The sequence below is a fragment of the Streptomyces sp. NPDC060000 genome (assembly GCF_042737375.1).
Classification (GTDB): domain Bacteria; phylum Actinomycetota; class Actinomycetes; order Streptomycetales; family Streptomycetaceae; genus Streptomyces.
The window spans coordinates 59,538-82,785 of sequence record NZ_JBHWUU010000036.1 but is presented as its reverse complement, the minus strand read 5'-3'; the positions used below and the strand labels follow the sequence as shown (position 1 = coordinate 82,785).

The following is a 23,248-nucleotide window of genomic DNA, read 5'->3' as shown; positions in this document are numbered from 1 at the left end:
CATCCGCCCGCACCCCCGCCCGCTCCAGCAGCCGGAACAGCGCCACCTCGAACACGAACAGCGCCGCCTGCGTATACACCGTCCGGTCCAGCAGACCACCCTCCGGATCACCGCCCGGATCACCGTGCGGATCACCGTGCGGGCCGCCCTCGCCGAACATCACCTCCCGCACCGGACGCTCCAGCAGGGCGTCCAGCAGCGCACAGGACTCGTCCACCGACCGCGCGAACACCGGGAAACCCTCATACAACTCCCGGCCCATACCAGGACGTTGGGCACCCTGGCCGGAGAACAGCACCGCGGTCTTGGTGGTCTGGCGGGCCTGTGCGTGGACGAGGCTGTGGTGGGTGTGTCCCTGTGCCAGGGCGGTCAGGGGCGTGAGCAGGTCCTGCGCGGTGGTGCCCCAGATGACGGCCCGGTGTTCGAGGTGGGCGCGTCCTGCGGCCAGTGTGGCGGCGACCGCGGCCGGTTCGAGGCCGGGCCGTGCCGCAACATACCCGGCCAGCCGGCCCGCCTGGGCCCGCAGCGCCGCCTCGGTCCGCCCGGACACCACCCACGGCACCGGGCCGGGCCGCTCCTGGGGCCGCTCCTGCCCCGCTTCGGCTTCCGGTACGGGTGCCTGTTCCAGGATGACGTGGGCGTTGGTGCCGCTGATCCCGAACGAGGACACCGCCGCCCGCCGCGGCCGCTCACCCCGCGGCCACGGCCGCGCCTCGGTCAGCAGCTCCACCGCACCCGAGGACCAGTCGACCTTCGACGACGGCGCGTCCACATGCAGCGTCTTCGGCAGCACCTCGTGCCGCAGCGCCTGCACCATCTTGATGATGCCGCCCACCCCCGCCGCCGCCTGCGCGTGGCCGATGTTCGACTTCAGCGACCCCAGCCACAGGGGTGCTTCGGCGCTGTGCTGCCGGCCGTAGGTGTCCAGGAGTGCCTGGGCCTCGATCGGGTCGCCGAGGGCGGTGCCGGTGCCGTGCGCCTCAACCGCGTCCACGTCGGCGCCCGACACACCCGCGTCCGCCCATGCCTGGCGGATCACCCGCTGCTGGGAGGGGCCGTTCGGGGCGGTCAGGCCGTTGCTGGCGCCGTCCTGGTTGACCGCCGTGCCGCGGACCACGGCCAGCACGCGGTGTCCGTCGCGCTGTGCGTCCGAGAGGCGCTGAAGGACGAGGACGCCTGCGCCCTCGGCCCAGCCGGTGCCGTCGGCGGCCTCGGCGAAGGCCTTGCAGCGGCCGTCGGGGGCGAGGCCGCGCTGGCGGCTGAACTCGATCAGTGTCCTGGGTGTGCTCATCACGGTCACGCCGCCGGCGAGTGCCCGGTCGCATTCGCCGCGGCGCAGGGACTGCACGGCCAGGTGCAGGGCGACCAGCGACGAGGAGCAGGCGGTGTCCACCGTCACGGCGGGGCCCTCGAGGCCGAGGGTGTAGGAGACGCGGCCGGAGATGACGCTGGCGCTGGTGCCGACTCCGAGGAAGCCCTCGATGTCGGGGGTGGCGGCGTTCAGGCCGGCCGCGTAGTCGGGGGCCATCGAGCCGACGTAGACGCCGGTGCCCTCGCCGCGCAGGGAGGAGGGGTCCAGGCCGGCCGATTCCAGGGCCTCCCAGGACGTCTCCAGGAGCAGCCGCTGCTGGGGGTCCATGGCGAGCGCCTCGCGCGGGGAGATCCCGAAGAAGGCGGCGTCGAAGTCGGCGGCCGTGTGCAGGAAGCCGCCCGCGGCGGCGTAGAAGCTGCCCGGGCGCCGGCCTTCGGGGTCGTAGCGGTGTTCCAGGTCCCAGCCGCGGTCGGCCGGCATCGGGCCCAGCGCCTCGGCGCCGGCGGCCACCAGGTCCCACAGGGCGTCGGGAGAGTCGGTGCCGCCCGGGAAGCGGCAGCTCATGCCGACGATGGCGATCGGCTCGGACAGCTCGCGCGGCGCGGGCAATACGGCAGGTGCGGGCGGGGCGGGGTCGGGGTCCGCCCGGCCCAGGAGTTCGCTTTCCAGCATGCCCGCCACCGCGTCGACCGTGGGGTGGTCGAAGAGGAGCGTCGCGGGCAGCCGCAGGCCGGTGACGGCGTTGAGGCGGTTGCGCAGATCCACCGACATCAGGGAGTCGAAGCCCATCTCCTTGAACGCGCGGGCCGCCTCGACCCGGTCGGCCGCGCCGTGGCCCAGGGTGACGGCGGTGTGCAGCCGGGTCAGTTCGACGAGTTCCTCGCGCCGCTCGCCGGGCGCGAGTGCGGCCAGCCGTTCGCGCAGTCCTGCGGGCGCCGTGCCGGCGGAGGACTGCGCGGCGCGGCGGACGGGGGTGCGCACCAGGCTGCGCAGTACCGGCGGTACGCCTGCGGTCGCGGCGCCGGCCGTGAGCGCCGGGAGGTCCAGTGCGACGGGCAGGAGCAGGGCGCGGTCGGCCGGGCAGGCGGTGTCGAACAGGTGAAGGCCTTCGTCGGTGGCGAGCGGCACGATGCCGCCGCGGCGCATCCGGCTCAGGTCGGCGTCGCCCAGGTGGGTGCTCATCGCGCTGCCTTCGGCCCACAGGCCCCAGGCCAGTGAGACGGCGGGCAGGCCGGCCGCGCGCCGGTGTTCGGCCAGCGCGTCGAGGAAGGAGTTCGCGGCCGCGTAGTTGCCCTGTCCGGCGTTGCCCAGGGTGGCGGCGGCCGACGAGAAGAGGATGAAGGCGGCCAGGTCGGTGTCGCGGGTCAGTTCGTGCAGGTTCCAGGCGGCGTCGGCCTTGGGCCGCAGCACGGTGTCGAGGCGGTCGGGGGTGAGCGAGGTGAGCAGGGCGTCGTCCACGACGCCCGCGGCGTGCACCACGGCCGTCAGGGGGTGTGCGGCGGGAATCGTCTGCAGGGCCGCGGCGAGCGCGTCGCGGTCGGCGGCGTCGCAGGCGACGGCGCGGACGTCGGCGCCCGCGTGGTGAAGGTCGCCGGCCAGGGCGCGGGCGGTGGCCGAGTCCGGTCCGCTGCGGCTGGTCAGCAGCAGGTGGCGTACGCCGTGTTCGGCGACCAGGTGGCGGGCGAGCAGGGCGCCCAGCGTTCCGGTGCCTCCGGTGATCAGTACGGTGCCCTGGGGGTCGAGTCCCAGATCCCGCTGCCCGGCCGGGGTCCGGGCCCGGGTCAGGCGGGGTACGGTGAGCCGGCCCTGGTGGAGGCGGAAGTCCGTCAGGTCACCGGCCAGGGCGGCGGCCAGGGCGGCGCGGGAGGCGTCGTGGCCGTCGTACTCGGCGAGGGTGAAACGGCCGGGGTGCTCGGACTGCGCGCTGCGCACCAGGCCGCGTACCGCGGCGTGGGACAGATCGTGCGGTGCCGTCAGGACGACGAGGCGGGATGCGGTCAGGCGTTCGTCGGCGAGCCATCCCTGCAGCAGGCCCAGGACATGGGCGGTCGCCGTCCGGGTCGCGGCGAGCGGGTCCGGGCCGGCCGCCGGGACGCCCGCCACGACGAGGCCGGGCACCTCGGTGTCCAGCGCGGCGGTGAACGCGGCGAGGCCGGCGTGGGCGGTGGCGCCGGTGAGGCCGTCCACCGGCTCGCCGAGCACCGCCCACCGGCTCGGATCCGCGGTGGTGGCGGGCAGCGCCGCCGCGTGCTGGTCGAGCTGGAACAGGGCGTGCGGGCGGCGGGCCGGCCGGGCCGCCTCGAGCGGGCGCAGCGTCAGGCGGTCGGCGCTCAGGACGGGCCGGCCCTCGCCGTCCACGGCGAGCACCGAGACGCTGTCGGCGCCCGCCGGTGCCAGGTGGACGCGCAGGGTCCGCGCGCCGGCCGAGTGCAGCGTGAGCCCGCTGAAGGTGAACGGCAGCCGGGTGCGGCTCCCGTCGAGGAGCAGGGCGTGCAGTGCGGCGTCGCTCAGGGCCGGGTGCAGGGCGTACTGCGCTTCGCCCGCGGGGGCGTCGGCGTCCTGCGGCAGGGTGACTTCGGCGAACAGTTCACCGCCGCGCCGCCAGGCGGCGGACAGTCCCCGGAACGCCGGCCCGTAGCCGTGGCCGAGCTGCTCGGCCCGCTCGTAGAAGCCGCTCAGGTCGACCGGGCGGGCGCCGGCGGGCGGCCACTGCCGCACCGCCGCCGTGGCGGGGGCGGGCGCTGTCACGGGGGTGAGGAGCCCGCTGGCGTGCCGGGTCCAGGGTGCTTCGCCGGGCCGGGAGTGCACGCTCAGTTCGCGTCGGCCGTCCTCGCCCGGCGCGCCGACCGCTATCTGCACCTGTACGGCGGCGTCGTCCGGCAGCAGCAGCGGCTCGTGCAGGGTCAGTTCGTCGATGCGGTCGCAGCCCACGGCGCGGCCCGCGCACAGCGCCAGTTCCACGAACGCGGTGCCGGGCAGCAGGGCGGTGTCTGCCACGGCGTGCTGGGCCAGCCAGCCGGTCGCGGCGAGCCGGCCGGTGAGGAGCGTGCCGCCGTCGGCTGCGAGTTCGACCACCGCGCTCAGCAGCGGGTGGCCCGCGGCGGCGATGCCCAGCTGTGCGGGGTCGGCGCCGCTGTCGCGTTCCTCGAGCCAGTAGTGCTCGCGCTGGAAGGGGTAGGTCGGCAGGTCCAGCGGCGTGCCGGTGGAGGGCCACCGCACCTGGGCGCCGTGGGTGAAGGCCTGGGCCAGCGACTGCTGGAAGCGGTCGGGTCCGCCGTGGTCGCGGCGCAGGGAGCCCACGGCCGCGGCGGTGTGCGGGGTGTCGTCGGCGGTGTCCTGGACGGCCGCCGTCAGGACGGGGTGGGGGCTGCACTCGATGAAGACGCGGTGCCCGGCGTCCAGGAGGGCGCGCACGGCCGGCTCGAAGCGGACGGTGCGGCGCAGGTTGCGGTACCAGTAGTCGGCGCCGAACCCTCCGCCGCCGCCGGTGCCGGTGCTGTCAGTGCCGGTGCTGTCAGTGCCGGTGCCGGTGTCGGTGCCGGTGCCGGTGTCGGTGCCGGTGTCGACCGTCGAGTGGAACGGCACCTGGGCCGGGCGGGGGCGGATGGGTGCCAGTACCTGGAGCAGGTCCTCGCGCAGGGTCTCCATCTGCGCGGAGTGGGAGGCGTAGTCCACCGCGACACGGCGGGCGGAGATGTGGTCGGCGGCGCAGGCGTCGAGGAGTTCCTGCAGGGCGCCGGCGGCGCCGGCCACCACCACGGACGCGGGTCCGTTGAGCGCCGCGACGGACAGCGCGCCGTCCCAGCGGGCGATCAGCTCCCGTACGCGGTCGGCGGGCAGGGAGAGGGAGGCCATGCCGCCGTCGCCGGCGATCCGGGCGATCGCCCGGCTGCGCAGCGCGGCCACGCGCGCCGCGTCCTCCAGGGAGAGGATCCCGGCCACGCAGGCGGCGGCGATCTCACCCTGGGAGTGGCCCACCACGGCCGCCGGCCGCACGCCGCAGGACTCCCACAGCCGGGCCAGCGAGACCATGACGGCGAACAGGGCGGGCTGCACCACGTCGACCCGCTCGAGTGAGGCGGCGCCCGGCGCGCCGCGCACCACCGCGTGCAGGTCGAAGTCCACATGGGGCTCCAGGGCCCGCGCGCACTGCGCCATCCGCTCGGCGAACACCGGGGAGGAGTCCAGCAGCGCGGCGGCCATGCCCACCCACTGCGAGCCCTGGCCGGGGAAGACGAACACCGGCCGCGGGTCGTCGGCGGCGACGCCGCGGACCACCTGCGCGTGCTCGCGCCCCTCGGCCAGGGCCCGCAGCGCGTCGAGGTCGCCCGCCGGGACGACGCCGCGGTGGGCGAAGGCCGTGCGTGAGCCGGTCAGGGAGAGCCCGACGTCGACCGGGTCGAGCCCGCTCACGTGCGGGAGCAGCTGTGCGGCCTGCGCCCGCAGCGCCGCCTCGGTCCGCCCGGACACCACCCACGGCACCGGGCCGGGCCGCTCCTGGGGCCGCTCCTGCCCCGCTTCGGCTTCCGGTACGGGTGCCTGTTCCAGGATGACGTGGGCGTTGGTGCCGCTGATCCCGAACGAGGACACCGCCGCCCGCCGCGGCCGCTCACCCCGCGGCCACGGCCGCGCCTCGGTCAGCAGCTCCACCGCACCCGAGGACCAGTCGACCTTCGACGACGGCGCGTCCACGTGCAGTGTCTTCGGCAGCACCTCGTGGCGCAGGGCCTGCACCATCTTGATGATGCCGCCCACCCCGGCGGCCGCCTGGGCGTGGCCGATGTTCGACTTCAGCGACCCCAGCCAGAGCGGGCGCTGGGTGTCGCGGCCCTGTCCGTAGGTGTCCAGGAGTGCCTGGGCCTCGATCGGGTCGCCGAGGGCGGTGCCGGTGCCGTGCGCCTCAACCGCGTCCACGTCGGCGCCGGAGATCCCGGCGTCGGCCCAGGCCTGGCGGATCACCCGCTGCTGGGAGGGGCCGTTCGGGGCGGTCAGGCCGTTGCTGGCGCCGTCCTGGTTGACCGCCGTGCCGCGTACCACGGCGAGGACCCGGTGCCCCGCGCGCTGTGCGTCCGAGAGGCGCTGAAGGACGAGGACGCCTGCGCCCTCGGCCCAGCCGGTGCCGTCGGCGGCCTCCGCGAAGGCCTTGCAGCGGCCGTCCGCGGCGAGGCCCCGCTGGCGGCTGAACTCCAGGAACATGCCGGGGCCGGCCATCACGGTCGCGCCGGCGGCCAGCGCCCGGTCGCATTCGCCGCGGCGCAGCGACTGCACCGCCAGGTGCAGGGCGACCAGCGACGAGGAGCAGGCGGTGTCCACCGACACGGCCGGGCCCTCGAGGCCGAGGGTGTAGGAGATGCGGCCGGAGGCGACGCTGGAGTGCTTGCCGGTGAGCAGGTGTCCTTCGAAGCCGGCGGGGGCGCGGTGCAGCGGGCCGGCGTAGTCCTGGGCGAAGGCGCCCACGAACACGCCGGTCAGGCTGCCGCGCAGGGAGTCGGGCAGGATGCCGGCGCCTTCGAGTGCCTCCCAGGACGTCTCCAGGAGCAGCCGCTGCTGGGGGTCCATGGCGAGCGCCTCGCGCGGGGAGATCCCGAAGAAGGCGGCGTCGAAGTCGGCGGCGGTGTGCAGGAACCCGCCGTGCCTGCTGTAGGTCGTGCCCTGCCGGTCGGGGTCCGGGTCGTAGAGGCCTTCCAGGTCCCAGCCGCGGTCGGCGGGGAACTCTCCGACGGCGTCGCGGCCGTGCGCCACCAGTTCCCACAGGGCGTCGGGGGTGTGCGCCCCGCCGGGGAAGCGGCAGGCCATGCCGACGATCGCGACCGGCTCGGGGTGTTCCAGCGCGTGCAGCCGCTCGCGGGTCTTTTGCAGATCGACGGTGACGCGCCGCAGGTACTCGACCAGTTGCTGCTCGTCGTTTGCCACGTGTGCCAACCCCTCGGGAAAATGTTCGGACTCAGCTGAGTTCCTGGTCGATGTAACTGAGCAGCTCGCCGACCGAGGCGCTCTGCAGGCGCTCGGTGTCGCCGCCCTCGCCGCCCTCGCGGTCCTCGCGGCCGGGTGGCGCCATCCGGGCGGCCAGGGCCTTGAGGCGCGCCTCGATCTGGGCCCGCAGTTCCTCGCCGTCGGGCAGGTCGGCCAGCGCCGTCTCCAGCCGCTCCAGTTCCGCAAGTCCCGCGGCGGGCGGCGCGGCGGGCGCGAGCCGGCCTTGCAGGAGCGCCGCGACGCGGGCGGGGGTCGGGTGGTCGAAGAGCAGCGCGGGTGAAAGCCGCAGGCCCGTCGCCGCGATCAGCCGGTTGCGCAGTTCGACGGAGGTGAGGGAGTCGTAGCCCAGGTCCCGGAAGGGCGCGTTGACGTCGATGCCAGCCGCGCCCGCGCGTCCCAGGACCGCGGCGGTGTGTTCACGCACCAGGTCCAGGACGGTCCGGTCGCGTTCGGCCCCGGACAGTGCGGCGAGTTGCCGTCGCAGGTCCGGTGCGGCGGCGCTCTGGCGCGGTGCGCTCACCGGCACCAGGGAACGCAGGACGGCGGGCGCGCGGTCCCCCTGGGCGCGGATCGCGGCCAGGTCCCAGGGGGTCGCCACCAGGCAGGGCTCGTCCAGGGCGAGGGCCGCGTCCAGGAGCGCGAGCCCGTCCGGGGTGCTCAGCGGTACCAGGCCCGAGCGTTTCATCCGGGCCCGGTCGGCCTGGCCCAGTGCCGAGCCGCCCATGCCGTCCTCGCTCTGCCACCAGCCCCAGGCCAGGGACAGCGCCGCCAGTCCGCGCTCGCGCCGGTGCTGGGCGAGCGCGTCGAGATAGGCGTTCGCGGCGGCGTAGTTGGCCTGGCCCGGGCCGCCGAGGGTGCCCATCACCGAGGAGAACAGCACGAAGGCGCTCAGGTCCTGGTCCTGGGTGAGTTCGTGCAGGTTGCGGGCGGCCACTGCCTTGGAGCGCAGGACCCGCTCCAGGCGCTCCTGGCTCAGGTCGGCGATGATCCCGTCGTCCAGGACGCCTGCCGCGTGCACGACGGCCGTCAGCGCGACGCCGTCGAGGAGGGCGGCCAGGGCGTCGCGGTCGGCGACGTCGCAGGCCACCAGGTCCACGTCGGCGCCCAGTTCGCTCAGTTCCGCGACGAACTCGGCGGCCGCGGGGGCATCGGCGCCCCGCCGGCTGGTCAGCAGCAGCCGGCGCACGCCGTGTTCGGCGACCAGGTGGCGGGCGGTGGCCCGGCCGAGCGCCCCGGTGGCACCCGTGATCAGCACCGTGCCGGCCGCACGGCCGTCCGCACGGCCGGCTGGGTCCGTGCCGGCCGTACGGCTGTCCGCACCTGTGCTGCCGGCTGCGTCCGCGCCGGCCGCGCCTGTGCCGGTCGCACCGCCGGCCGCGTCCGCACTGCCGGCCGGGTCCGTGCCGGCCGTACGGCCGTCCGCGCCTGTGCCGGTCGCGGGGCCGGCCGGGTCTGTGCCGGGGGTGTGGTGCGCGAACGGGGCCGCCGGCATCGTGAGGACCACCTTGCCGATGTGGCGGGCCTGGCTCATGTGCCGGAAGGCGTCCGCGGCGCGCCGTACGTCGAAGACGGTCACCGGCAGGGGGGTGAGCGCGCCCTGTGCGAACAGGGCCATCAGGTCGGTGAGCATCTCGGCGATGCGCTGCGGCGCCACTTCGAGCAGGTCGAACGCCTGGTAGCCGACGCCGGGATGACTCCCGGCGACGGTGTCCGCGTCACGGATGTCGGTCTTGCCCATCTCCACGAAGCGGCCGCCGGGGCCCAGCAGCCGCAGGGAGGCGTCCACGAACTCGCCGGCCAGCGAGTCCAGGACCACGTCCACGCCCGGGGCGAAGCGCTGCTCGAAGTCCAGGGTCCGTGAGGAGGCCAGCTGGTCCCGGCTGAGCCCCAGGGCGTGCAGTGCCTCCCACTTGCCCGGTGAGGCGGTGGCGCGCACCTGGGCGCCCAGGTGCCGGGCGAGCTGGACGGCGGCCATGCCCACCCCGCCCGCGGCGGCGTGGATGAGGATCTTCTCTCCCGCGCGCAGCCCGGCCAGTTCGGTCAGGGCGTGGTAGGCGGTGAGGAAGACCAGGGGGGTCGCGGCGGCCTGCGCGTCGCTCCAGCCGTCGGGGACGGGGGCCAGCATGTGCTGGTCGGCGACCGCGGTGGGGCCGAAGGCGCCGGTGAACATGCCCATCACCCGCTGCCCCGGCCGGATGCCGGTGACCTGCGCGCCGGTGGCGGTGACCACGCCCGCGCCTTCCTGGCCGAGCAGTCCGGCCGGGCCCGGGTACATGCCGAGCGTGCTGAGGACGTCGCGGAAGTTGACGCCCGCGGCGCGCACGGCGATGCGTACCTGGTGGGGGGCGAGCGGGGCGTCGGCCTGCGGACAGGGCAGCAGGGCCAGCGCGTCGAGGGTGCCCTGGCGGAGCGCCGACAGCCGCCAGGCGTGTGTGCCCGCGGGGGGCACCAGGCCGGTGGGGCGGGCCAGGCGCGGTATGCGGGCGGTGCCGTGGCGCAGGGCCAGCTGCGGCTCGCCGGTGGCGGCGGCCGCCGAGAGCACGGCATGGGACTCGGGGGTGGCGTCCGTGTCCACGAGCGTGAAGCGGCCGGGGTGTTCGGACTGCGCGGAGCGCACCAGCCCCCACACGGCGGCCGCGTCGGGGTCGGCCGGCTCGCCGGGCGCCGTGGCGACGGCGCCGCGGGTCACCACCACCAGCCGTGCCTGTTCGCCGGGGGCGGCGGCCAGCCAGTCCTTGACCAGGGCCAGCGCCGCCCGCGCGGATCCCGGGCCGGGGGCGGGCGCGCCCACGGCGATGTCGGCGGGGAAGGCGACCGGTGTGGTCCCGGCGGCTTCCAGTGCGGCCCCCAGCCAGGCGTCGTCGTCGCCGGTGGTGAGCAGGGCCGCCTGTTCCAGCGGGGTGCCGGCAAGGGGCAGCGCGGGCCAGTCGATGCGCGCGAGTGCCTCGTGTGCCGTGCCGCGTACCTGGCCGGCGGTGACGGGGCGCATCACGAGTTCGTCGATCGTGGCGATCGTGCGTCCCTCGCCGAAGAGGGTCACGGCGAGCGAGTGGGGTGCGGTGCGCCGCAGCCGTACGCGGACGGTGTCGGGGCAGGGGGCGTGCTGGGTGACGCCGGTGAAGGAGAACGGCATCAGTGCGCCGCCTGTGCCGGCCGCGAGGTGGGCCACGCCCGCGTGCAGTGCGGCGTCCAGGATCGCGGGGTGCAGGCCCGTCTGCTGGGCCGGTGCCTGCGCGGGCAGCGTCACCTCGGCCCAGACGTCGTCGCCGTGGCTCCAGGCCGCGGTCAGGCCGCGAAAGGCGGGGCCGTAGCCGTAGCCGAGCCGGCCGAGCTGTTCGTACAGGTCGTCTGCCGGTGTGGCCGGCGCGTCGGGCGGCGGCCAGGTGCCGGGCGGTGGGCCGGCAGGGGCGGCGGGGGCGGCGGGGGCGGCCTCCAGCACCGCGTCGGCGTGCCGGGTCCACGGCAGGTCGGCGCGCAGCCGGGAGCACAGGGCCAGCGCCCGGCGGCCGTCCTGCTCGGCGCCCGCCACCAGCTGCACCGTGACCGCCTGGGATGCGGGCAGGGTCAGGGGGGTGTGCACGGTCAGTTCGCCGATGCGGGGGCAGTCCAGGTGCTCGCCGGCGTGCAGGGCGAGGTCGACCATCGCGGCGCCGGGCAGGACCACCGAGCCGTGCACGGCGTGGTCCTTGAGCCAGGGCTGGGTGCGCAGGGAGAGGCTGGCGGTGAAGAGGACCTCCGCGGAGAGCGCGGACTGCACCGCGGCTCCCAGCAGGGGGTGTTCGGCGGGGGTGAGTCCGAGCCCGGTGGCGTCGGCCGCCGGGCGGGCGGGTGCGGAGGTGAGCCAGTAGCGGCTGCGGTGCAGGACGGTGGGCGGGAGGTCCACGCGCCGGGCCCCGGCCAGGTGTGCGGCCCAGTCGACGGCGACGCCGCGGGTGTGGGCGCGTCCCAGTGCCGCGGCCAGGGTCGCGTTCTCGCTGCGCCCGGCGCGCAGGGCGGGGATGAAGCCGGCACCGCCGGTGCCGGTGCCGGTGCCGGTGCCGGTGAGGCAGGCGTCGCCCAGCGCGGACAGCACGCCGTCGGGGCCGACTTCGAGGAAGGTGCGGGCGCCCTGGGCGTGCAGGGTGCGTACCGCGTCGTGGAAGCGGACCGGGGCCCGTACCTGCTCGACCCAGTAGCCGGCGGTGAAGTGTGTCATCGCCCGGCCGGTGACGGTGGAGACGAGCGGGATGCGGGCGGGGGCGTAGTGCAGGGTCTGTGCGAGGGTGCGGAAGTCCTCCAGCATGGCGTCCATGCGCGGTGAGTGGAAGGCGTGGCTGACCCGCAGCCGTTTGGTCCTGCGTCCTTGCCGGCGCAGCTGCCCGGCCAGGGCGTCCACGATGTCGGCGGTGCCGGAGATGACCGTGGCGCGGGGGCCGTTGAGGCCGGCGATGGAGACGTCCTTGTCGTGGCCGGCCAGCAGGGGCAGGACCTCTGCCTCGCTCGCCTCCAGCGCCGCCATCGCGCCGCCGGCGGGCAGGGCCTGCATCAGGGTGCCCCGGGTCGCGGTGAGGGTGCAGGCGTCGGCCAGGGACAGCACGCCCGCGGCGTGCGCGGCGGCGATCTCGCCGACCGAGTGCCCGGTGAGCAGGGCGGGGCGTATCCCCCAGTGGTCGAGGAGGCGGAAGAGGGCCACTTCGGTGGCGAACAGGGCGCTCTGGGTGTAGGCGGTGTCGTCCAGCAGGGGCCGGCCGTCGGGGCCCTGCTCGCCGTCGAAGACGACGTGGTGCAGCGGCCGCTGGAGGTGGGGGTCCAGGTGGGCCCAGGCCTCCTTGAGGGCGTGGGCGAACACGGGGTGGCTGTCGGCCAGTTCGCGTCCCATCGCCACGCGCTGGGCGCCCTGGCCGGTGAAGAGCAGGGCGAGCGGGCCGGCGTTGCGGGCGGTGTCCTGGGCCGGGCCGGGTGCGGGGGTGTCCTGGGCCAGGGTGTGCAGCTGGTCGAGGACGTGCGGGTCGAGGCGGTCGCCGGCGCCGTGCACCAGGACGGCGCGGTGGTCGTGCTGGGTGCGGGTGGTGGCAAGGGAGAGGGCCACGTCGGCGGGGTGCAGCTGCGGCCGGGCGGTGAGGTGTTCGTGCAGGCGCCGGGCCTGGGCGGCCAGTGCCTGGGGGGACTTGCCCGACAGCAGCCAGGGCACGGGCCGCTGCGGCCTGCCCGCGGCGGCGGCGGCGGTGGCGGTGGCGGTGGCGGTGGCAGATGTCTCTTCCGCGGGGGCGGGTGCCTGTTCCACGGGGGCAGATGTCTGTTCCGCGGGGGCGGGTGCCTGTTCCACGATGAGGTGGGCGTTGGTGCCGCTGATGCCGAAGGAGGACACGGCGGCCCGGCGCGGCCTGCCGGTGGCCGGCCAGGCGACCTCTTCGGTGAGCAGTGACATGCGGCCCGAGGACCAGTCGACGTGCGGGGTGGGTTCGTCGATGTGCAGGGTGCGCGGCAGGGTGCCGTGCCGCATGGCCTGCACCATCTTGATGACGCCGCCGACTCCGGCGGCGGCCTGGCTGTGGCCGATGTTCGACTTCAGTGAGCCCAGCAGCAGCGGCTGCTGGGGGGTGTGGCGGCGTCCGTAGGTGGCGAGCAGGGCGTTGGCCTCGATCGGGTCGCCCAGCGAGGTGCCGGTGCCGTGTGCCTCGACGGCGTCGATCTGGTCGGCGCTCAGGCGGGCGGCGGCCAGTGCCTGGCGGATGACGCGTTCCTGGGCGGGGCCGTTGGGTGCGCTCAGGCCGTTGCTGGCGCCGTCCTGGTTGATGGCGCTGCCCCGGATCACGGCGAGCACGGGGTGGCCCAGGCGGGTGGCGTCGGAGAGCCGTTCCAGCAGGAGCATGCCGGCGCCCTCGGCCCATGCGGTGCCGTCGGCGGTGGCGGCGAACGCCTTGCAGCGGCCGTCGGGGGCGAGGCCGCGCTGTCTGCTGAACTCGACGAACATGCCGGGGTTGGCCATCACGGTGACGCCGCCGGCCAGGGCCATCGTGCATTCGCCGTGGCGCAGTGCCTGGGCGGCCAGGTGCAGGGCGACCAGGGAGGAGGAGCAGGCCGTGTCGACGGTCAGGGCGGCGCCGCGCAGGCCGAGGGTGTAGGCCACCCGGCCGGAGGCGACGCTGGGGGTGTTGCCGGTCAGGAGGTAGCCGTCGGCGCCCTCGACCGGTTCGTGCAGACGGGGGCCGTAGTCCTGGGCCATGGCGCCGACGAACACCGCGGTGCGGCTGTCGCGCAGCGAGGCCGGGTCGATGCCGGCGCGTTCGACGGCCTCCCAGGAGGTCTCCAGGAGCAGCCGCTGCTGGGGGTCCATGGCGAGCGCCTCGCGCGGGGAGATGTTGAAGAACTCCGCGTCGAAGCGGTCGGGGTGCTCCAGGAAGCCGCCCTTGGCGAGGTAGGTGCGGGCGGGCCGGTCGGGGTCGGGGTCGTAGAGCTCCTCGAGGTTCCAGCCGCGGTCGGTGGGGAAGTCCCCGATCGCGTCCACGCCCTGGGACACCAGCTGCCACAGGTCCTCGGGGGACTGCACGCCGCCGGGGTAGCGGCAGCTCATCGCCACGATCGCGATCGGGTCGCCGTCGTCGTGCGGGCCGGGTGCGCTCGCCGGGTCCGGGTGGCCGGCGTCCTCCTGCCCGGGGCGGCCCAGGCGGTGGGTGCGGCGCAGGTGGGTGATCAGTGCCTGGGGTGAGGGGTGGTCGTAGACGAGGGAGGCGGGCAGGTCCGTGCCCGTCGCGGCGCGCATCAGGTCGCGGAACTCCACCGCGGTGTGCGAGTCGAATCCCAGGTCCTTGAAGGTGCGGGTGAGATCGACCGAGCCGGGGGCGGCGTGGCCGAGGGCGAGGGCCGCCTGGGTGGCGACCAGGTCGCTCAGGAGCAGGTCCTGTTCGCTGTGGCTCAGGCCGGCGAGCCGGGCGGGCAGCGTGGCGGAGCCGGTGCTCGGGGGCGCGCCGGTGGGCGCGGCGGGGGGCTGCGCAACCGGCGCGCCGGGGGGCCGCCCGGCCGGGGCCGGGGCCGGGGCCGGGGCCGGGGGGCTGGTCCGGGGCAGCGTGTCCAGCCAGTGGCGTTCACGCTGGAAGGCGTAGGTGGGCAGGGCGGTGCGCCGGGGTGTGTGGGCGGTGAGGGCGGGCCGCAGGTCGAGGCGGGCGCCGTGGACGTGGAGGCCGGCCAGCGCGGTGAGGAACGTACGGGCCTCGGGGCGCCCGTGGCGCAGGGCGGGCACGAGGACGGGAGGGTGCCGGGGTGTGGCGCCGGTCAGGTTGTCGCGGACCATCGGCAGCAGGACGGCGTCGGGCCCGAGTTCCAGCCAGCGGGTGACGCCCTGTGCGGTGAGGGTGCGCACTCCGTCGGCGAACCGGACGGCGCCGCGTACGTGGCGTACCCAGTACTGCGGTCGGCTCAGCTGTTCGCCGGCGAGGCCGCCGGTGAGGTTGGACACGAGCGGGATGCGCGGGGTGCGGTAGGTGAGGCTTTCGGCGACGGCGGCGAATTCGCGGAGCATGCCGTCCATGTGCGGTGAGTGGAAGGCGTGGCTGGTGCGCAGTTGTGTGGTGCGCCGGCCGTGTTCACGCCAGTGGCGGGCCACCGCGTGCACGGCGTCGCGGTCGCCGGAGACGACGACGGCGGCGGGGGCGTTGACGGCCGCGACGGCCGCCCGGGCCGCGTGGCCGCTGTCGTCGAGGAAGGCGGCGACCTCGGCCTCGGTGGCCTCGACGGCGGTCATGGCGCCGCCGGCGGGGGCGTCCTGCATGAGGCGGGCGCGGGCCGCGACCAGGGTGCAGGCGTCGGCCAGGTTCCAGACGCCGGCGGCGTACGCGGCGGCGAGTTCGCCGATGGAGTGCCCGATCAGTACGTCGGGGACGGCGCCGAACTCGTCGGCCGCCAGCCGGTACAGGGCGCTCTGCAGGGCGAACAGGGCGGGCTGTGTGTAGCGGGTCTGGTCCAGGGCCGCGGCCTGCGCTGTGCCGGGGTCGGCGAACAGGACGTCGTGCAGGGGCAGTTCGAGGTGGGGGGCGAAGTGGGAGCACACCTCTTCGAGGGTGTCGGCGAACGCCGGGTAGGTGGCGTTGAGTTCGTGTCCCATGCCGGGGCGCTGGCTGCCCTGGCCGCTGAAGAGGAACGCGGTCGTGCCGTCGGGGTGGCTGTGGCCGGTGACGGTGTGGGCGGTGGGGCGGCCCTCGGCGAGGGCGTGCAGTTCCCGGTCGAAGTCGGCGGGGGTGTCGGCCAGGATCACGGCCCGGTGCTCGAAGGCGGTCCTGGCGGTGAGCAGCGAGTACCCCACGTCCGCGGGGCGGGGCGCGGGGCCGGCCGCCACGAAGTCACGCAGCCGTGCCGCCTGCCCGCGCAGCCCCGCCAGGCTGCGCCCGGACACCAGCCACGGCACCGGCACGGCGGAGGCGGGAGCGGAGGCGGCCGGCGTGGAGGCGGACGGGGCGGAGGCGGCCGGCACGGTCGCGGACGGCACGGCGGTGGCCACCGCCGTGGCGCGGGGTGCGGTGGTGGCCGGTGTAGTGGCGCGGGGTGCGGTGGTGGCCGGTGCGGTGGTGGCCGGTGTGGTGGTGGCCGGTGTGGTGGTGTGGTGGGGGCCGGCGAGGACGAGGTGGTGGGGGTCGGCGAGGACGAGGTGGCAGTTGGTGCCGCCCATGCCGAAGGAGCTGACGCCTGCGAGCAGCGGCCGGTCGGGGTGGGGCCAGGGGCTGAGCCGGTCGTTGACGCGCAGGTTCAGTTCACCGAAGGGGATCCGGGGGTTGGGGTGGCGGAAGTTGAGGCTGGGCGGGAGCCTGCGGTGGCGGATGCTCAGCGCGGTCTTGAGGAGTCCGACGATGCCCGCCGCGCCCTCCAGGTGTCCCACGTTGGTCTTCGCCGATCCCACGAGCAGCGGGCCGGCGCCGTCCCGCCGCGCGCCGAGCACCTGGCCCAGCGCGGCCGCTTCGATCGGGTCGCCGATGGTGGTGCCGGTGCCGTGCAGTTCCACGTACTGGACGTCGGCGGGCCGCACGCCGGCGCGTTCGTAGGCGGTGCGCAGTACGAGGGCCTGGGTGTGCCGGCCGGGCATGGTGAGTGTGTCGGTGGCGCCGTCGTTGTTCACCGCGCCGCCCAGGATCACGCAGTACACGGGGTCGCCGTCGGCGAGCGCGTGCGCCAGGGGTTTGAGGACGGCCAGGGCGCCGCCCTCGCCGCGGACGTAGCCGTTGGCGCGGGCGTCGAAGGTGTAGCAGCGGCCGTCGGGTGAGAGCCCTCCGAAGTGGGCCATGCCCAGGGCGCTGTCGGGGACGAGGTTGAGGTTCACCCCGCCGGCGAGCGCGACCTGAGACTCGCCGCTGCGCAGGCTCTCGCAGGCGAGCTGGACGGCGACGAGGGAGGACGACTGGGCGGTGTCGACGCTCATGCTCGGGCCGCGCAGCCCCAGCGCGTAGGAGACCCGGTTGGCGATGATGCCGCGGTGCAGGCCGGTGACGGTGTGCGGGCCGATGCCGGCGGCGTGCTCGCGGCGCTGCAGGGTGGCGTAGTCGTCCCAGATGGCGCCGACGAAGACACCGGTGCGGCTGCCGCTGAGGGTGGCGGGCACGATGGCGCCGTCCTCCAGGGCCTCCCAGGCCAGTTCGAGCACGAGGCGCTGCTGGGGGTCCATCGCGGCGGCCTCGCGCGGTGAGATCCCGAAGAAGGCGGCGTCGAAGGTGTCGACGCTGTCGAGGAACGCGCCGAAGCGCGCGCCGGCCGCGGCGGGTGGCGTCCCGGGCAGCGCCGTGGGGTCCCAGCGGTGGGCGGGTACCTCGCTCACGGCGTCGGCGCCGCTGCGCAGCATCTGCCAGAAGGGGGCGGGCCCGGGTGCCTGGGGCAGCCTGCAGGACAGCCCGACGACCGCGACGGCGTCGCCGGCGGGCAGGGGGCGGGGTGCGGCGTCGGACTGGGGTGTTCGCGGCATGGCGGTCTGCGTCTCCCGTGGCTATGCGTGCAGCAGGTCGGACACGGTGGCCGCGATCGCCCGGTCGGCCAGCATGGTGGCGTGCTCGACGTCGAAGGTGATCTCGCGGCCGACGGACACCTGGTCGGCTCCCACGCCGGCGGCCCGGATCCCGTTGAGGCCGCTGGTGGGGCTGCAGGAGCTCAGTGCGGTCGCGGACCGCCACCGCGGGAAGGGGTCGAGGTCGGCGGCGGCGGCGAGATAGCCCATGAAGGAGGCGAAGGCGGCGAAGAGTTCCTCGCGCCGGGTGCGGTCGAGTCCGGCGCGGGTGAAGGCGGGCTCACCGACCTCGCGCACCAGGCGGGTCAGGTTCTGCTTGAGCGGGCCGACCTGCGGTGTCTGTTCGTAGGCGCGGCGTCCCGCCTCGCGGGCGGCTTCGATGTCCTGGGCGGGGAGCACCGACGACATGAATCCCACGACCTTGGAGAACTGCCACAGCAGGGTCTGGGCGACGGTGATCTCGGGGTCGAAGAGGAGCAGCAGCGGGGCGGTGCCCTGCAGGTCGGCGACGCGTTCGGCGAGGGTGGCGGCGAACACCGAACCGGCGCAGTACCCCATCACCGCGCGGACGTCGGGGCGCTCTGCGGCTATTTTCCGCGCCCAGTGGTCTATGTACTCCTTTCCCGACCATTCGGCGGCCGTCCCGGCATCCGGCGGAATGGATTCCCATACGGTCAGGCCGGTCGTGAGGTTGGCCACCAGATCCGAGAAGCGTGCCTCCGGCCGGCCTGTCGTGTCGAAATCCACGGCGAGGACGACCGCGCCCGGATCGCTGCCGTCCGCCAGTACTTTCCACTCGCCCAGCTCACCCATCGAAAACTCCTCGGTCGGAAAAACGGTCGGGAAAAATCGGTCGCGAAAAAGCACGTCACGAAGAACACGTCGGGAAGAACATGCCGGGAAAACATGTCGGGAAAAACTGGCACCGGCCTGGGAGCGTAGAGGGCGCCGCGCGGCGGGGGCGACCCCCCTGATCCCCTATCCATCCCCTATCGTGCGGGGCCCGGGCGGGAAGGGGCGGGGCCGCACGGTTTTAGGGGTATGGGCCGGCTCACGGGTTCTCTACGCTCGGGCGCAGCCGTCCTTGCGGCCGCACCGACCACGCCCTGACCGGGCCCAGACCACGCGCTGACCGGGCACCGACGGGCACAGACCGCGCACCGACCGCGGCACAGACCGCGCGGTGGTTGCGCGGTGGTTGCGCGGTGATCGCGGGTGGTTGGGCGGTGGTTTGCGCGGTGATTGAGCACCGCGGTGCGCCGGCGGCGCAAGAGGGTCCGGGAAAGAAGCTCGCATCTGGAGGATTTGGTGAACCGTACGGCGAATACCGCGCCGCGTCCGGCCTCGTGGCCGGTGCGGGAGCTCACCGTGGCCGGCCGGAAAGAGGAAGCCCTGTGGCTTTTGGAGCGGCTGGCTCCCGAGAGCGCGCCGAACAACCTGCCGCTCGCCTTCCAGGTGGAGGGCCGGCTCAGCGTTTCGGCGCTGCGTGAGGCATTCACCGCCGTGCTGCGGCGTCACGAGGTCCTGCGTACCGTCTATTTCGCCGCCGGCGCGGATCTGACGAAGACGGTGGTGGGCTGCGAGGAATTCTCCGCGGGTGTCGAGGAGGTCGACGATTTCGCCCCGGCGCCGCAGGCGCCGGCCGATGCCCTGACGCCGTTCGTCGCGCGCCGGTTCACCTTCGACGGCCGCCCGCTGGTGCGGGCCGCGCTCTTTCACCATCCGGGCGGGGACGTGGTGTGTTTCGTCTTCCACCACCTCGTCTACGACACGCTCTCGGCCCCCGTGTTCCTCGAGGAGTTCACCGCCGCTTATGGCAGCGCCGTCGCGGGGCAGGCCCCCGACGCGGCGCTGCCGGCCGCGGCGGGGGTCCTGCACGAGGCGGAACCGGGCCGCGAGAGCATCGAGTTCTGGCGGCAGCAGATGGCCGGTTTCGACCCGCAGACACTGCGGCTGCGGTGCGGGACGCCGCAGGTGAGCGAGCCGGCGCTGGCCGGCGCCCAGGTCGCCCACACCCTGTCGCCGCAGGCGGGCGCGATCGTCAAGGCGCTGCAGAAGGAACTGCGCGCGCCCGAGGCGGTCATCCTGCTGGCCGCCTACTTCCTGCTGCTCGCCGCGCACGGCGCCGGCCCCGACATCACCGTCGGCTCACCGGTGAACGTGCGTCCCCCCGGTTTCGAGCGGGCCATCGGCTACCACGTCAACGTGCTGCCGCTGCGGGTGACGGTCGACCAGGGCGCGTCCTTCAGGGCGCTGGTGCGTACCGTGCGCGACACGTTCTTCGACGCGCTCGTGCACGCCCAGGTGCCGGTGGACAGCATCTCCGGCCTGGTGCCCCGCACGGACTCCTCCTGGCGCAGCACCCTGTTCCGGCATCTGTTCAACTACGTCCCCGACTTCGGCATGCCCGACTTCGACCTCGCCGGCCTGCGCGCCCGGCCGCTGGTGGCCCGCAACGGCTTCAGCAAGTTCGACCTGGAGTTCTTCGTGATGTCGAGCCGGGGCAGCCTGCGCCTGATCGCCGTGCACGACACCGCCGTCCTGGGCCGCGAGGACGCGACGGCGCTGCTGCACCGCTACGAGGCTCTGCTGCTGTCCCTGGCCGGCAGCGGCCCCGGCGCCGAGGTGCCCGCCGCGCAGCTGCGGGTGTGGAGCGAGCACGACCACGAGGTCATCGGCGCCGCCAACGCCACCGCCCGCCCGCTTGAGCCGGCGAGTGTCCTGCAGGCCGTGCACGACCACGCGGTGAGCGCCCCGCGGCGGGTGGCGGTGCAGCACGGGCCCCGCGCCGTGACCTACCGCCAGCTGTGGGAGGCGGCCGAGACCACCTGCGAGGTCCTGACCCGTGCGGGGGTGTCGGCGGGCGACGTCGTCGCCGTCGCCGCCGCCCGCAGCCCCGAACTGGTCGCCGCGGTCCTGGGCATCTGGCTGGCCGGCGGCGCCTACCTGCCGCTGGACCCCGAACATCCCGCCCAGCGCCTGTCCTACCTGCTGTCCGACTCGGGCGCCAGGGTGGCGCTCAGCGACAGCGCGTCCGCCCTGCCGGCCGGAGCGGGCCTGAGCGTCCTGGCGCTGACCGCGGTGGACGGGCCGGAGCCCGAGGCGGCGGTGGGCGCGCTGCGCCGGCGCCCCGCCCCCGACGACGCCGCCTATCTGATCTACACCTCCGGCTCCACCGGCCGTTCCAAAGGCGCGCTGATCACCCACGCCGGACTCGCCAACACCGCCGCCCACTTCACCGGGCAGCTGCAGGCGGGCGCCGACGACGCGACGCTGTGGATGACGACCTTCGCCTTCGACATGGCCGGTGTCGAACTGCACGTCCCGCTGTACTCGGGCGGCCGTATCGTGATCGCCCCGGACCAGGCGCGCACCCGGGGCGACGTGCTGCGTGCCCTCCTCGACCGCTACGAGCCGAACATCGTGGAGGCCACTCCCACCACCTGGCGCCTGGTCCTGGACCAGGTCGCCGACCGCCTCGCCGGACGCCGCGTCATCGTCGGAGGCGAACCCGTCCCGGCGTCCCTGGTGCGCAGCCTGCTGGCCGGCGGCTGCCAGGTCCACCACGCCTACGGGCCCACCGAGACCACCATCTGGTCCACCTCCCGCATCGTGGCCGACGATCCCGGTGAGCGCCTGGACGTGGGCCGGCCCATCGCCAACACCCAGGTGCTGGTCCTGGATCCCACAGGCCGTGAACTGCCCGTCGGTGTGCGCGGCGAGGTCTGCATCGCCGGGCGCGGTGTGGCGCTGGGCTACCACGGCCGGCCCGAGCTGAGCGCCGAGCGGTTCACCGCCCATCCCGTGCACGGCCGCTGCTACCGCACCGGGGACCTGGGCCACTGGCGCAGCGACGGCACTCTGGAGCTGGCGGGCCGGGCCGACCGGCAGGTCAAGCTGCGCGGCAACCGGATCGAACTGGGCGAGGTCGAACAGGCGGTCCTGGGCCACCCGCGGGTACGCGCCGCCGCCGCGCTGGTCAGCGGCGACCTGAGCGCCGACGCCCGGCTGGTGGTGTTCGTGGAGAGCACCGACGGCGGCGCCGGTGACCTCAGCGGGGAGCTGTGGGAGCACGCGCGGTCCCACCTCGCGCACGCGGCGATCCCCCAGGACTTCGTCGTGGTGGACGCGCTGCCCACCAACGCCAACCAGAAGATCGACTACATCGCCCTGGCCCGCCTGGCCGGCCACCGCACACCCCCCGGCACCAACACCGGGGGAAACGGCGGCGGCGGGGGTGCGCCGGAAAACGCCGACGCCGACGTCAGGGAACTCCTCGCCCTGTGGCGCCGGCTCCTGGAACGCGACGACGTGGACGCGACGACGAACTTCTTCACCCACGGCGGCCACTCACTGCTCGGCGCGCAACTGCTGCAGCACATCGAGAAGTCGCTGGATGTCACCGTGAAACTGGCCGACCTCTTCGCCTCCCCGACCCCGGCCGGCCTCGCCGCCCACATCCGCACCCTGCGCACCACCGCCCCCTGACCACACCGGCCCGGCCACCAGAGCGACACCACCACGGAAAACCGGGCCGCCGCCCCCGCCACAAAGAACGCCGCCCCACACCGGCCGGCACGAAACCCGCCACCGGACCCGCCGCACAACGGCAGGCACGAAACCCGCCACCGGACCCGCCGCACAACGGCAGGCACGAAACCCGCCACCGGACCCGCCACACAACGGCAGGCACGAAACCCGGCACCGGACCCGCCACACAACGGCAGGCACGAAACCTGCCGCAAAGAAACGGGGGGGCATGGCGCCCGCCGCGAATGCCGCCACGCGAATGCCGCCACACGAAAAGCCGTCACGAACAGCCGTCATGAACAGCTGTCATGGAAGAAGCCGGGGAAGAGGACATGGAAGATGTCAGGGAAGGGGTCGCGGGACCCGTCGAAGGGGTCGCGGGACCCGTCGATAGGGTCTCGGGACCTGTCGATGGGGTCTCGGGACCTGTCGATGGGGTCTCGGGACCTGTCGTGGAAGAGGGCGTGGGAGGCGCAGTCGTGCCGGAGGCCGCCGCCGGCGCGGTAGAGGTCGTCGCTCCCCCGGTCCACCGCTCGGGTTCGTTCGCCGGCAACGGCCGGCTGGACCTGCTGGCACGTGATGCCGCCACCGCCGAGCTGTTCGTCTTTCCCCATCGGGGCGTGTGGGACGGTGCGAAGACCTTCGGGGAGCCCGTCAAGGTGGGGGAAGGCTTCGACAACGTGCTCTGGCTGGGCGCCGGCGACTTCACCGGCAACGGTTACGCCGACGTCGTCGTCATCTCCACCGACGAGCAGGCGCTGGTCTATCTCAACCAGGGCGGCCTCAACGGCATGGACACCTTCGCCGCCCCGCTGCGCTTCGGCGGGAAGCTGCCCGAGGTCACCTACGACACCATCGCCCTGGGCGACCTCACCGGCGACGGCAGGGCCGACATCATCGGGCGGCTGCAGGGCACCGGTGAGGTCCACCGCATCATCAACCGCAGCGCGGCCGGCGGCCAGGAGATGTTCGCGCCGCCCGCGCCGTTCGCCGTCCTTGACCCGTCGGACATCCCGGTGGGCCTGGCCGACGTCACCGCGAGCGGGTACGAGGACCTCCTGGTGCTGCACGCCGGCGGTGAACTGTCGGCCCTCGAGGTCTACGCCGGCGGCCGGGGCGAGGACGGCGAGCCGGCCGGCGGGGCCGTCTCCCACCGGCTGGGCGGCGGATGGGGCTTTGAGACCAACCGGGTCATCACCCTCACCGACATCGACGGCGACGGCCATCCCGACCTGCTGTGCCTGCTGCACGACGGCACCCTGGTCGTGCACCGCCACAGCGGCGCCTTCGACGCCGGCGCCCCCGCCGCCACCTTCCTTCCCCCCGTGCCGCTCGGTGACGGCTTCGGCCGCTTCGACATCATCAGCTGACCCCACCCCCACCCCACCCCGCCCCGCCCACTCCCCTTCCTCCTTCCTTCCTCCTTCCCCCTACTACTTCCCTTCCTCCTTCCCCTCCGGTGCCCGGCGGCG

At 74.8% G+C, this 23,248-nt stretch carries 5 protein-coding genes; 2 read left to right on the top strand and 3 right to left on the bottom strand.

All coding sequences use genetic code 11. The annotated features are described in order from the left end of the window. From ACFWBB_RS20440 to ACFWBB_RS20430, 3 genes are all read right to left on the bottom strand, one after another. A partial coding sequence (locus tag ACFWBB_RS20440) for an SDR family NAD(P)-dependent oxidoreductase (RefSeq protein WP_385274049.1) occupies positions 1-7,225 on the bottom strand: 7,225 nt, incomplete at its 3' end. Positions 7,226-7,256: 31 nt separating this feature from the next. Then, positions 7,257-17,207: a type I polyketide synthase gene (locus tag ACFWBB_RS20435; RefSeq protein WP_385274046.1), complete on the bottom strand. Its 9,951-nt coding sequence runs from the start codon at positions 17,205-17,207 to the stop codon at positions 7,257-7,259. A 21-nt stretch (positions 17,208-17,228) separates the two neighbouring features. Then, complete coding sequence (locus ACFWBB_RS20430) at positions 17,229-18,059, bottom strand: hypothetical protein (protein WP_385274043.1); 831 nt, start codon at positions 18,057-18,059, stop codon at positions 17,229-17,231. 555 nt (positions 18,060-18,614) lie between these two features. On the opposite strand from ACFWBB_RS20430, the gene ACFWBB_RS20425 reads away from it, so the two are divergent. Beyond that, positions 18,615-21,734, top strand: a complete 3,120-nt coding sequence (locus tag ACFWBB_RS20425) for an amino acid adenylation domain-containing protein (RefSeq protein WP_385274040.1) — start codon at positions 18,615-18,617, stop codon at positions 21,732-21,734. Positions 21,735-22,240: 506 nt separating this feature from the next. Next, complete coding sequence (locus ACFWBB_RS20420; RefSeq protein ID WP_385274037.1) at positions 22,241-23,146, top strand: FG-GAP repeat domain-containing protein; 906 nt, start codon at positions 22,241-22,243, stop codon at positions 23,144-23,146. The last annotated feature ends 102 nt before the right edge of the window (positions 23,147-23,248 follow it).